This is a genomic window from Xanthomonas sp. NCPPB 1754 (assembly GCF_041475725.2).
Lineage (GTDB): Bacteria > Pseudomonadota > Gammaproteobacteria > Xanthomonadales > Xanthomonadaceae > Xanthomonas > Xanthomonas euvesicatoria.
Genome location: NZ_CM192982.1, coordinates 1,108,903 through 1,120,683 on the forward strand (window position 1 = coordinate 1,108,903; position 11,781 = coordinate 1,120,683).

General features: G+C 62.9%; 12 protein-coding genes and 1 pseudogene. 10 read left to right on the forward strand and 3 right to left on the reverse strand.

What is annotated here, in order from left to right; genetic code table 11:
- Nucleotides 1-4: 4 nt before the first annotated feature.
- From rplO to ACCQ15_RS04985, 8 genes are all read left to right on the forward strand, one after another.
- Nucleotides 5-448: a 50S ribosomal protein L15 gene (gene rplO / locus ACCQ15_RS04950; RefSeq protein ID WP_003486676.1), complete on the forward strand. Its 444-nt coding sequence runs from the start codon at nt 5-7 to the stop codon at nt 446-448.
- Between the two features lie 7 nt (nt 449-455).
- The gene (gene secY, locus ACCQ15_RS04955) at nt 456-1,820 is read left to right on the forward strand and encodes a preprotein translocase subunit SecY (protein WP_008571664.1); all 1,365 of its coding nucleotides are present in this window, start codon (nt 456-458) and stop codon (nt 1,818-1,820) included.
- A gap of 332 nt (nt 1,821-2,152) precedes the next feature.
- Entirely contained in the window at nt 2,153-2,509 is a 357-nt protein-coding gene (gene rpsM, locus ACCQ15_RS04960; RefSeq protein ID WP_003486672.1) for a 30S ribosomal protein S13, read from the forward strand.
- A 10-nt stretch (nt 2,510-2,519) separates the two neighbouring features.
- Nucleotides 2,520-2,912 (forward strand): 30S ribosomal protein S11, encoded by a 393-nt coding sequence (rpsK, locus tag ACCQ15_RS04965; RefSeq protein WP_003486671.1) that lies wholly within the window; start codon nt 2,520-2,522, stop codon nt 2,910-2,912.
- 15 nt (nt 2,913-2,927) lie between these two features.
- Nucleotides 2,928-3,554: a 30S ribosomal protein S4 gene (gene rpsD / locus ACCQ15_RS04970; RefSeq protein ID WP_002811641.1), complete on the forward strand. Its 627-nt coding sequence runs from the start codon at nt 2,928-2,930 to the stop codon at nt 3,552-3,554.
- A gap of 53 nt (nt 3,555-3,607) precedes the next feature.
- Entirely contained in the window at nt 3,608-4,606 is a 999-nt protein-coding gene (locus ACCQ15_RS04975; protein WP_002811635.1) for a DNA-directed RNA polymerase subunit alpha, read from the forward strand.
- A 180-nt stretch (nt 4,607-4,786) separates the two neighbouring features.
- On the forward strand, nt 4,787-5,170 hold the full coding sequence (rplQ, locus tag ACCQ15_RS04980) for a 50S ribosomal protein L17 (protein WP_003486665.1): 384 nt from the start codon (nt 4,787-4,789) through the stop codon (nt 5,168-5,170).
- 441 nt (nt 5,171-5,611) lie between these two features.
- Nucleotides 5,612-6,130: a disulfide bond formation protein B gene (locus ACCQ15_RS04985; RefSeq protein WP_011346545.1), complete on the forward strand. Its 519-nt coding sequence runs from the start codon at nt 5,612-5,614 to the stop codon at nt 6,128-6,130.
- 145 nt (nt 6,131-6,275) lie between these two features.
- Here ACCQ15_RS04985 and ACCQ15_RS04990 read toward each other — a convergent pair.
- The 3 genes and pseudogenes from ACCQ15_RS04990 to ACCQ15_RS05000 all read right to left on the reverse strand — a co-directional run bounded on the left by ACCQ15_RS04990 (nt 6,276) and on the right by ACCQ15_RS05000 (nt 8,980).
- Nucleotides 6,276-6,576 (reverse strand): annotated as a pseudogene (locus tag ACCQ15_RS04990) (hypothetical protein).
- A gap of 59 nt (nt 6,577-6,635) precedes the next feature.
- The gene (locus ACCQ15_RS04995) at nt 6,636-8,759 is read right to left on the reverse strand and encodes a TonB-dependent receptor (protein ID WP_372381271.1); all 2,124 of its coding nucleotides are present in this window, start codon (nt 8,757-8,759) and stop codon (nt 6,636-6,638) included.
- A 35-nt stretch (nt 8,760-8,794) separates the two neighbouring features.
- A complete protein-coding gene (locus ACCQ15_RS05000) occupies nt 8,795-8,980 on the reverse strand; it encodes a hypothetical protein (RefSeq protein WP_071118680.1) in 186 nt (61 codons plus the stop codon).
- A gap of 24 nt (nt 8,981-9,004) precedes the next feature.
- Here ACCQ15_RS05000 and ACCQ15_RS05005 point away from each other — a divergent pair, with 24 nt between their 5' ends.
- Nucleotides 9,005-10,402, forward strand: a complete 1,398-nt coding sequence (locus ACCQ15_RS05005; RefSeq protein WP_071118679.1) for a class II 3-deoxy-7-phosphoheptulonate synthase — start codon at nt 9,005-9,007, stop codon at nt 10,400-10,402.
- Nucleotides 10,403-10,489: 87 nt separating this feature from the next.
- Nucleotides 10,490-11,617 carry a mechanosensitive ion channel family protein gene (locus ACCQ15_RS05010; protein ID WP_008571659.1) on the forward strand — a complete coding sequence of 376 codons (1,128 nt, stop codon included), beginning with the start codon at nt 10,490-10,492 and terminating at the stop codon, nt 11,615-11,617.
- Nucleotides 11,618-11,781 lie beyond the last annotated feature (164 nt).

The following is an 11,781-nucleotide window of genomic DNA, read 5'->3' on the forward strand; positions in this document are numbered from 1 at the left end:
TCCCATGACTCTGCGTCTTAATGACCTCAAGCCGGCCGACGGCGCCCGTACCGAGCGCACCCGCGTCGGTCGTGGTATCGGTTCGGGCCTCGGCAAGACCGCTGGTCGCGGTCACAAGGGCTCGTTCGCTCGTAAGGGCGGCGGCAAGATCAAGGCCGGCTTCGAGGGCGGCCAGACCCCGATGCAGCGCCGTCTGCCGAAGATCGGTTTCCGCTCCAAGATGGCGCGCGATACCGCAGAAGTGTTGTCCTACCAGCTGGACAAGCTGGATGCCGGCGATGTCGACTTCGCAGCGCTGCGTGCGGCCAATCTGGTCCCGAGCCGCGCCAAGAAGGCGAAGATCGTGCTGAAGGGCGAGCTGAGCAAGAAGTTCGTGCTGAAGGGCGTTGCGGCAACCGCAGGCGCCAAGGCGGCAATCGAAGCTGCCGGCGGCAGCGTAGAGGAGTAATCGGCAGATGGCGCAGGCTGGCATTGGTAACCTCGGTGGCGGGCTCGGCAAGTTCACGGAACTTCGCCAGCGGCTACTGTTCGTCCTCGGGGCATTGATCGTCTATCGCATCGGCTGCTATGTGCCGGTGCCGGGCGTGAATCCCGATGCCATGCTTTCGTTGATGCAGGCGCAGGGCGGCGGCATCGTGGACATGTTCAACATGTTCTCGGGCGGCGCCCTGCACCGTTTCAGTATTTTTGCGTTGAACGTGATGCCGTACATCTCGGCGTCGATCGTGATCCAGTTGGCCACGCATATCTTTCCCGCCCTCAAGGCGATGCAGAAGGAAGGCGAGTCGGGTCGACGCAAGATCACCCAGTATTCGCGCATCGGTGCGGTGTTGCTGGCTGTGGTGCAGGGCGGCAGTATCGCGCTGGCACTGCAGAATCAGACCGCGCCCGGTGGCGCTCCGGTGGTGTATGCGCCGGGCATGGGCTTCGTGCTCACCGCGGTGATCGCATTGACCGCTGGCACCATTTTCCTGATGTGGGTAGGCGAGCAGGTCACTGAGCGCGGCATCGGTAACGGCGTGTCGCTGATCATCTTTGCCGGCATCGTGGCTGGCCTGCCGTCGGCGGCCATCCAGACGGTCGAAGCTTTTCGCGAAGGCAATCTGAGCTTCATTTCGCTGCTGTTGATCGTCATCACGATCCTGGCGTTCACGCTGTTCGTCGTATTTGTCGAACGTGGGCAGCGCCGGATCACGGTCAACTACGCGCGCCGCCAGGGCGGTCGCAATGCGTACATGAACCAGACCTCGTTCCTGCCGCTCAAGCTCAACATGGCCGGCGTGATTCCGCCGATCTTTGCGTCCAGCATCCTCGCTTTCCCGGCGACGCTGTCGATGTGGTCGGGCCAGGCGGCGTCGGGTGGGGTGGGGTCTTGGCTGCAGAAGATCGCCAACGCGCTTGGGCCCGGTGAGCCGGTGCACATGCTGGTCTTCGCTGCGCTGATCATCGGTTTTGCGTTCTTCTACACTGCGCTGGTGTTCAACTCGCAGGAAACCGCCGACAACCTCAAGAAGTCGGGCGCGCTGATTCCGGGCATCCGTCCTGGCAAGGCCACCGCCGACTACGTCGATGGCGTGCTGACGCGCCTGACCGCGGCCGGTTCGCTGTACCTGGTGATCGTGTGCCTGTTGCCGGAAATCATGCGCACGCAGCTCGGCACCTCGTTCCACTTCGGCGGCACCTCGCTGTTGATTGCAGTGGTCGTGGTGATGGACTTCATTGCGCAGATTCAGGCGCATCTGATGTCGCACCAGTATGAGAGCTTGCTGAAGAAGGCCAACCTCAAGGGCGGCTCACGCGGCGGTCTTGCGCGCGGTTAAGTGGTACACTAGATCGTCATTGCGTGAAGACGGCCTGGTTCCCGGGCCACGATCTTCCGATCAGAAGGGCGGCTCGCGCGACGTCTCGCGCGCGGGTGTGACGGGGTGGTCCTGTGCGGGAGTAGCACAGGCGATTCGGAGCAGTTTTCTGGATCAACACCGTCCGGCGCCGGAGCGAGGGCACACTCCCCACGCCGGGTCCATGGAACCTCTGGTTCCACGGGCTTCAAAGCAATCCGAGGCCTTGCTATAATTCCGAGTTCACTTTTGATCCATCCTGCCGGATGGCGCCTGGGCGCTGTCGGGCCATCACTCAGTTGGAGAATCGCGTCATGGCGCGTATTGCAGGCGTCAACCTGCCAGCCCAGAAGCACGTCTGGGTCGGGTTGCAAAGCATCTACGGCATCGGCCGTACCCGTTCGAAGAAGCTCTGCGAATCCGCAGGCGTTACCTCGACCACGAAGATTCGTGATCTGTCCGAACCCGAAATCGAGCGCCTGCGCGCCGAAGTCGGCAAGTATGTCGTCGAAGGCGACCTGCGCCGCGAAATCGGTATCGCGATCAAGCGACTGATGGACCTGGGCTGCTATCGCGGTCTGCGTCATCGCCGTGGTCTCCCGCTGCGTGGTCAGCGCACCCGTACCAACGCCCGCACCCGTAAGGGTCCGCGCAAGGCGATCAGGAAGTAAGGGATAGATCATGGCCAAGCCAGCAGAAAAGAAAACGAAGAAGAAGATCAAGCGCGTCATCACTGACGGCGTCGCTCACGTCCACGCTTCGTTCAACAACACCATCGTCACCATCACCGATCGCCAGGGCAACGCGCTGTCGTGGGCTACGTCCGGCGGCGCCGGTTTCCGTGGTTCGCGCAAGTCGACCCCGTTCGCTGCCCAGGTTGCCGCCGAGAAGGCTGGCCGCGCTGCGCTCGATTACGGCGTGAAGTCGCTGGAAGTGCGTATCAAGGGTCCGGGTCCGGGCCGTGAGTCGGCCGTGCGTTCGTTGAACAACGTGGGCTACAAGATCACCAACATCATCGACGTGACGCCAATCCCGCACAACGGGTGCCGTCCGCCGAAGAAGCGTCGCGTCTAAAGGGAGCGATAAGAAATGGCTCGTTATATCGGTCCTACCTGTAAGCTCGCGCGTCGCGAAGGCGCCGACCTTTCCCTCAAGAGCCCGGCGCGTGCGCTGGACTCCAAGTGCAAGCTTGAGCAGAAGCCCGGCCAGCACGGTGCGGCTCGCAAGGGCAAGCTCTCCGACTACGCAACCCAGCTGCGCGAAAAGCAGAAGGTCAAGCGTATCTACGGTCTGCTGGAACGTCAGTTCCGCAACTACTACAAGAAGGCCTCGACCAAGAAGGGCAACACCGGCGAGAACCTGCTGCAGTTGCTGGAAACCCGTCTGGACAACGTCTGCTACCGCATGGGCTTTGCCGTCACCCGTCCGGCCGCGCGCCAGCTGGTGTCGCACCGTGGCGTGCTGGTCAACGGCAAGTCGGTGAATCTGGCCTCGTACCAGATCAAGGCTGGCGATGCGATCACGCTGTCGGAAAAGGCACAGAAGCAGCTCCGCGTGCAGGAAGCCCTGACCGTGGCTGAGCAGCACGACATGACGCCGTCGTGGGTTGAAGTCGATTCGAAGAAGTTCAGCGGCGTGTTCAAGGCCGTTCCGGATCGCGCTGACCTGCCTTCGGATATCAACGAAGCGCTGATCGTCGAGTTGTATTCGAAGTAATTCACATTGGAGAACCTCCGGTACTGCCGGAGGTTCGCAGGAGACCCCGCAACATGACGGTTACCGCCAACCAGGTTCTGCGCCCCCGTGGTCCGCAGATCGAACGTCTTACCGACAACCGCGCCAAGGTCGTGATCGAACCCTTGGAGCGCGGTTACGGGCACACGCTGGGCAATGCCCTGCGTCGTGTGTTGTTGTCGTCGATCCCCGGTTTTGCGATCACCGAGGTCGAGATCGACGGCGTGCTGCATGAGTACACCACGGTGGAAGGTTTGCAGGAAGACGTGCTTGACGTCCTGCTGAACCTGAAAGACGTGGCGATTCGTATGCACAGTGGCGACAGCGCCACGCTGTCGTTGTCCAAGCAGGGTCCGGGTACGGTCACTGCGGCAGACATCAGGACCGATCACAACGTTGAGATCATCAACGGCGACCACGTGATCTGCCACCTGACCAAAGACACCGCATTGAACATGCGCCTGAAGATCGAGCGTGGCTTTGGCTACCAGCCGGCTGCTGCGCGTCGTCGCCCGGATGAAGAGACCCGCACCATCGGTCGTCTGATGCTGGATGCGTCGTTCTCGCCGGTGCGTCGCGTTGCCTACGCCGTGGAAGCTGCGCGCGTCGAACAGCGTACCGACCTCGACAAGCTGGTCATCGATATCGAAACCAACGGCACGATCGATGCCGAGGAAGCCGTGCGCACCGCCGCCGACATCCTCAGCGATCAGCTGTCGGTGTTCGGCGATTTCACCCACCGCGATCGCGGTGCGGCCAAGCCGGCTGCCAGCGGCGTGGATCCGGTGCTGCTGCGCCCGATCGACGACCTTGAGCTGACCGTGCGTTCGGCCAACTGCCTCAAGGCCGAGAGCATCTACTACATCGGCGATCTGATCCAGAAGACCGAAGTCGAGCTGCTCAAGACCCCGAATCTGGGCAAGAAGTCGCTGACAGAAATCAAGGAAGTGCTGGCACAGCGCGGCCTTGCGCTGGGCATGAAGCTGGAGAACTGGCCGCCGGCCGGTGTCGCCCAGCACGGCATGCTTGGTTAATGCATCAAGGCATGGGCGTCTTCGGGCGCCCATGTTTGTTTTCTACATCGACGGGTTAAAGCCTGCGATGACATCCGGTTCAAGGACGGCCGGCTCGGACCAACCGCAGTCCATTCAACAGCGCCAGGATGGCGACAACGTTTCTCAAGCAGTCTCAACATTCCCTAGGAAACCATACTCATGCGTCACCAGAAATCCGGCCGTAAGTTCAACCGCACCAGCGCGCATCGCGAAGCCATGTTCCGCAATATGGCCGCCTCGCTGTTCAAGCACGAGCTGATCAAGACCACCTTGCCGAAGGCCAAGGAACTGCGTCGCGTCGCCGAGCCGCTGATCACCATCGGCAAGGTCGATGGCGTTGCCAATCGTCGTTTGGCGTTTGCTCGCCTGCGCGACAAGGAAGCCGTGGGCAAGCTGTTCGTCGAACTGGGCCCGCGTTACGCGACCCGTCCCGGCGGCTACCTGCGCATCCTGAAGGCCGGCTTCCGTGCCGGCGACAATGCGCCGATGGCGTATGTCGAGCTGGTCGACCGTCCGGTCGTTGCCGAAGAAGTGGCCGAGTAATCGGATCGCTGCTGCACAGATTCTCGAAGAAGCCCGGCTGACGCCGGGCTTTTTTGTAGGCTGCTTGAAACTGCGTGTCTGCCGACGGCTGTCGACTGCACGGGCACGCGTGCGTGCGCGTGGATGTGTGCGTTACGCAGCAAGCAGGGCGACGCCGCCAAAGCCTATGATCCAGTGCAGCTACTGCTGCTTGCTCGGCCAATTGCAATCTCCTTCCGCTTGGTCGACGACGGCTTGCGGGCTCTGGATTGCCGCTCGCGGGTGGGCGTGCGGTGGGCCCTGGTCTTTCGGACATCGCATGCGTGTCACCCCGTGCCGCGGCGGCGCTGCAGCGCACAAGCAGCAGACGCTCGCGCGATTGGACTGCCCGCTCAGTCATGCGTGGTCACGGCCGTGGCGATGGCTGATAATCGACGACTTGACCCAAGGCAAGCAGTGACGATGAATCCATTTCGCTGGAGTTTCCGGGCGCAGTTTCTGCTGGGCTTTCTTGCATGCGCAGGATTGCTGGCTTACGCGATCTATGTGCAGTTGCATCTGGGTCTGGAGCCTTGCCCGCTGTGCATCTTCCAACGGATCGCCTTCGCGGCGCTGGCCATGTTTTTTCTGCTCGGCGCGCTGCATGGGCCGCGTGCCGCCGCCGGGCGCAAGGTCTATGGGGTCTTGAGTTTCATCGCCGCGGGCGTGGGCATGGGCATCGCTGCGCGGCATGTGTGGGTGCAGATCCGGCCCAAGGACATGATGTCTTCGTGCGGGCCGCCGTTGAGCTTTCTGAGCGAGACCATGGGGCCCTTCGAGGTGTTCCGCACCGTGCTGACCGGCACCGGCGATTGCGGCAATATCGATTGGCGCTTCCTCGGGTTGAGCATGCCCATGTGGAGCATGGTGTGGTTCGTGGGGTTGGCGTTGTGGGCGCTGTACGCGGGCTTCAAGGCGCGGCGTAGCTCGGTCCATCACTGACGCATGGCAGGTCTAGCGCCTCGCAAAGCCCTGCGGCAGCCTTGTAGGCGTGCAGTGGGATCGTGATGGGCAACGGGCGCTGTGCGCTGCTCAGGCGAGGCTGCTGCGCGGTTTGCGGTTGAAGGGCCGCCTGATCCGCTGCAGGTCAGGCGGCTTGATTCGTCGCAAGGCGCCCGCCCTGCGCTGCGCTTGCTCGACGCGTCTGCTTCCTGGCATTGATACTGGATGCCGTTGCTGCCGCTTGCATGCGTCTGCGGCGTGTCGACCGCGAGCGCCAAGAACGACATTGAAGACGTGACTGATTCCTGGCTCTTTCCGCTGGCTAGCGCTGGTGGATCGCGGCATTGCTTCAATCGATAAGCCGATATTTACGTGTCTGCCAAACGATGCGCATCAGCCATGCAGGCGGTCCGCAGCGTGGCCAGCCGTGCTGCAGGCTTGGTCATCGGACTTCGGCAACGAATGGGCCGGTATTGTTCCGGTCCATTCGCTGCCTTGCACCGCGTCAGAAGTCCTGCTGCAGGCTCACATAGACGCCGCGGCGCGGCGCCCACTGCGGCGCGAAGACGCCGATACCGCCGCCATCGCGCAACTGGTAGCTGCGGTTGAGGACATTGACCGCGGCCAGTTGCACATGCAGCGGATGCGTATTGACGTCGAAGTCGTGGCCGACGCTGGCATTCAACTGGAAGTACGACGGAAGCGAGGCGCCGTTGGGCACGGTGTCGGTATCGGTGCGCAAGCCGCTGCCGAACAGATAGTTGAGGCCGACCTTGCTGCCTTCGCTGAAGGCGTAGTTGATGCCGCCGGACGAGGTCAGCTTCTGGTCGTGATCCAGGTGGATCCAGTTGTCGTAGGTGTAGGCCAGCGCATCCGGATCGAAGTTGTACAGGCTGGTCATGACCCGCTTGCCCATGGCTTTGCTGTAGGCGAGGTTGAAATATGCCGTCACTGGCCCGTTGGTGTAGTCGGCGCTGAATTCGGCGCCGCGGATGCGGCCATAGCGGTAATTGAAGGTGGAATAGATATAGGCGGCACCGAACTGGCCTTCGTCCTGCAGCCGGTCGGCCTTGCGGTAATAGGTGTCCAGGCCAAGCGTCAGATGGTCGGTGACCACTTGCGAGATGCCCAGGTCGTAGTAGTCGCTACGTTCGCTCAGTGGCGTGGTCGGACCGTCACCGGCCGACTGCTGGTTGGTGGTGCCGTCGTAGAGCGCGATGTCGCTGGTGGAGATCAGCTCGCTGGCCGGTGGGGTGAAATAACGCGCGTATCCGGCATGCACGGTGGTGCTGTCGGTGGCGCGCCAGATGACGCCCAGGCGCGGGCTGAGCTGACCTTCGGTCGTGCCGAAGGCCTTGTACTTGTCGCCGCGCAACCCGTAATTGACGGTCCAATCTTCGCCGATCTTCCACTCGTCCTGCAGGTAGAGCGCGTAGGTGCTGGCATGGAAACGGCTGCCGTCGGGAATGAACAGCGGCACGTTGCTGCTCTGGCTGCCGTCGTCGTTGGCAGGGAAGACAGACGAATTGTTGCTGGCGATGGCGTGTTCGAAATTGCCGTACACGCCGTAGCGCAGCGTATGCGAGCCGCCCCATGGCGTTGCGAAGTCCGCCTGCACGGTATTGGCGCGGTTGCTGCGGTCCACCCGCGAGGCGATGCCGTTGAAGATCAGGTCGCCGGCGACGTCGGGGGAGAAGGCGACGCTGCTGTAACGCTGGCCGGCGGAGAGCTGATAGTTGGTGTCGCCGAGCGTGCCTTGCAGGGCCAGGGTGCCGAAACGGGTGTTTTCGCGCTGGTTCTCGTCCAGGCGCGAGGAGTCGAAATCGGTGGTGCCCAGGTAATCGAAGGCTGGCGTCTGCCCCGGATTGTTGGGGATCTGGAAGCGGTTGTTCGCGTAGCCGACCAGCAGGCTGAGACGGGTGTTCTCGTTGACCAGGTAGGTCAGATCGGCGAAGCCCTTGCCCTGATGGGTTTTGTCGTGGATGGGGTTGAGGCTGTCGACCGGGTTTTCCAGGCCATTCTTGTTCTGGTCGTAATCGCCGCTGACGAACCAGCTCCAACGCCCGCTGCTGCCCCACAGCGAGGCGTTGGGGTTGATGGTGCCGAATGAGCCGGCGGTGATGCCGACGCTGCCGCCATTGCCGAGTTCGGCACCGCTCTTGGTGGTGATGTCGACCACGGCTGCGGTGCGGTCGCCGAACTGCGCCGGCAGCGCACCATCGAGCAGCTTGAGGTTCTTGATGATGCGCGGCTCCAGACTCTGGCCGAAACCGGAGATGGATTCGGGAATCATCACCCCGTTGATGCGGTACTGCAGGTTGGCGTGGTCGCCGCGGACGTGAATGCCGCCGTAGGAATCCTGTACCACGCCCGGCGCCTGCAGCAGGACCTGATTGAGTGGAGTCGCCGCGCCGAGCGGCAGGCGATCGATATCGTCAGCGGTGATGGCAAATTGGCTGCTGCCGATGTCCGGTGACAGGGCATTGCGCGCCGCCTCGAGCTTGGCGATCACGTTGACCGTGTCCAGATCGGTCGTGCGTTCGGAGTCGGCATCGGCGGCAAACGCCGCACCGATGGGGGCGGCCAGCAGGGCGGCGGCGGTGGCAGCAGACAGAAGACGAGGAGTCATGGCAGTTTCGCGAGGCGGGTGAGGGGAGGGTGTTGTTATTTTGTAACGTTGAGCGCTTTGGCGAGCGCTAGCGTAGGTCGAAAGTCATGGCTCGACGAGCGATGTTGTTTGCTGTTCAGGTCGAAAGGGCCGGCGCGCGACCGCACGTCGGACGGACGCGGCGGCAATTCGGTGCCATTGGCCTCCAGGCGCTTTGCGTAGCGTTCCGGCTCTGCGAACATCGCAGGCTGCCTAGGAGTCCTTTCATGAATCTTTCCGCTGCCACTTCCGCTACCGATTCGGCCGCCGCAGCGTGGGCGCCGGACAGCTGGCGCGGCAAACCTGCATTGCAGCTGCCGGTGTACCCGGATGAGAACGCGCTGCAGGCGGCCATGCACGAGTTGGGGCGGCTGCCGCCGCTGGTGACCTCGTGGGAAATCTTTGCGCTCAAGCGCCAGCTGGCCGAAGCGCAGGAAGGCAAGCGCTTCCTGCTGCAGGGTGGCGATTGCGCCGAAAATTTCAGCGATTGCGAATCGGGCACCATCTCCAACCGTTTGAAGGTGCTGCTGCAAATGAGCCTGGTGCTGGTGCACGGCCTGCATTTGCCAGTGGTGCGGGTGGGTCGCTTTGCCGGGCAATACGCCAAGCCGCGCTCGGCCGACACCGAAACGCGCGATGGCGTGACCTTGCCGAGCTATCGCGGCGATGTGATCAATGCGCCGGCCTTCACCGAGGCCGCGCGCGTGCCCGACCCGCGCCGCATGATCACCGCACATTCGCGCTCGGCAATGACGATGAACTTCGTGCGCGCGTTGATCGACGGCGGCTTCGCCGACCTGCATCACCCCGAATACTGGAATCTGGACTGGGTGGGCTATTCGCCGCTGGCGGCGGACTACCAGAAGATGGTTGCCTCGATCGGCGACGCCGTGCGCTTCATGGAAACGCTGTCCGGGGCAGAGGTGTACAACCTCAATCGCATCGATTTCTACACCTCGCACGAGGCGTTGTTGCTGCCGTACGAAGAAGGCCTGACCCGTCAGGTGCCGCGTCAGTGGGGCTGGTTCAATCTCAGCACGCACTACCCGTGGATCGGGATGAGGACGGCCGCGCTGGATGGCGCGCACGTGGAATACCTGCGTGGCGTGCGTAACCCGATCGCGATCAAGGTGGGGCCGTCGGTGCAGCCGGACCAGCTGCTGCGCCTGATCGATGTGCTCAATCCCGAGGACGAGCCCGGGCGTTTGAGCTTCATCCATCGCATGGGCGCGGCGCAGATCGCCGACAAGTTGCCGCCGTTGCTGGATGCGGTAAAGCGCGACGGGCGGCGGGTGCTGTGGGTGTGCGATGCGATGCATGGCAATACCGAAAGCACCGGAAATGGCTATAAAACGCGGCGTTTCGACAATATCCGCAACGAAGTGGAGACCTCCTTCGACCTACATGCGGCTGCCGGCACGCGGCTGGGCGGCGTGCACCTGGAACTTACCGGCGAAGATGTCACCGAATGCACCGGCGGTGCGCGCGAGCTCACCGAGCGCGATCTGGAACGGGCGTATCGCTCCAGCGTGGATCCGCGGCTGAACTACGAACAGTCGCTGGAAATTGCGATGGCGATCGTGCGCAAGCAACAACAGGTGGCTTCGCAGCCGCTGGGCGGATGATCAACGTGTGCGCATGACGTGATGCTCATGCCGCGTGCGGCATGCTCTGGCAGCCATCCCTCTTTCCCCCCCCACAGGAGGAACGGTTTGACTGCCGATTGGAACGTCATCCGCGAATATGCAATTCCGCTCGGTGCCTCGCTGCTGGCGGGCATCGTCACCTGGTCGTTGATGCTGTGGCTGTTTCGCCGCATGCAGGGTCGCGACTACCGCCGTGCGCGCATCATTCGCGTGATCACGCTACCGGCGGCGTTTATCTTGCCGCTGTTGTTTCTGGGGGTTGCCACCGAAGCGACCCCGTTGGCCGGCAAGGCGCTGGCAGCGGTGCAGCATCTGCTGCACCTGGGAATCGTCGGCTGCGTCACCTGGTTGCTGGTACGCGCGGTGGCCGCCGGCGAGGCGGCGATCTTGCGCAGCAATCCGATCGAGGTGTCGGACAACCTCACCGCGCGGCGCATCCAGACCCAGACGCGGGTGCTGAGCCGCGTGCTGATGGGCACGGTGATCTTGCTCGGCATTTCGGTGGTGCTGCTGACCTTCCCGCAGGTACGCCAGATCGGCAAGACCTTGCTGGCGTCGGCCGGCATCATCGGGCTGGTGGCCGGTATCGCGGCCAAACCGGTGTTCGGCAACCTGATCGCCGGTTTGCAGATTGCACTGACCCAGCCGATTCGCCTGGATGACGTAGTGATCGTGGAAGGCGAGTGGGGCCGCATCGAAGAGATCGGCAGCTCGTACGTGGTGGTGCGGATCTGGGACGAGCGCCGCATGGTGGTGCCGCTGACCTGGTGGATTGAAAACCCATTTCAGAACTGGACGCGCAGCAGTGCCGATCTGCTCGGCACCGCGTTCCTGTGGCTGGATTACCGTACGCCGATTGCAGCGGTACGTGCGGAACTGGAGCGTATCTGCCACAGCGAACCGCTATGGGACGGCCGCGTGTGCGTGACCCAGATTACCGACACCAGCGACAACACCATCCAGGTGCGACTGCTGGTGAGCGCGCGCAATTCCGGCGATGCCTTCGATCTGCGCTGCCTGGTGCGCGAACGCATGATCGATTTCCTGACCCGCGAGCATGCGTATGCCTTGCCGAGGCTGCGCGCCGAAATCGCAACGCAGGAAAGAACGCCATCACGCCCTGCCGAGCCGATTGCACAGGAGAGCGTGCGCTCGCCGGGCGCAGAAGACGGCGAGCCTGCGGCCAGCATCTAGCGCGCCAAGAAAACGACTGCATCCCTGCCAGGCGCGTGCGGCCGGTGCCCGAAACCGGCATGTATTCCGCGGACAGGCGGTTCTTGCGCGCCGCCCACGCCGCCTGGCGACGCTCGTTGCGTTTGTGGGACTGCTTTTATCGGGTGGTATTGCGCAACTGCCGG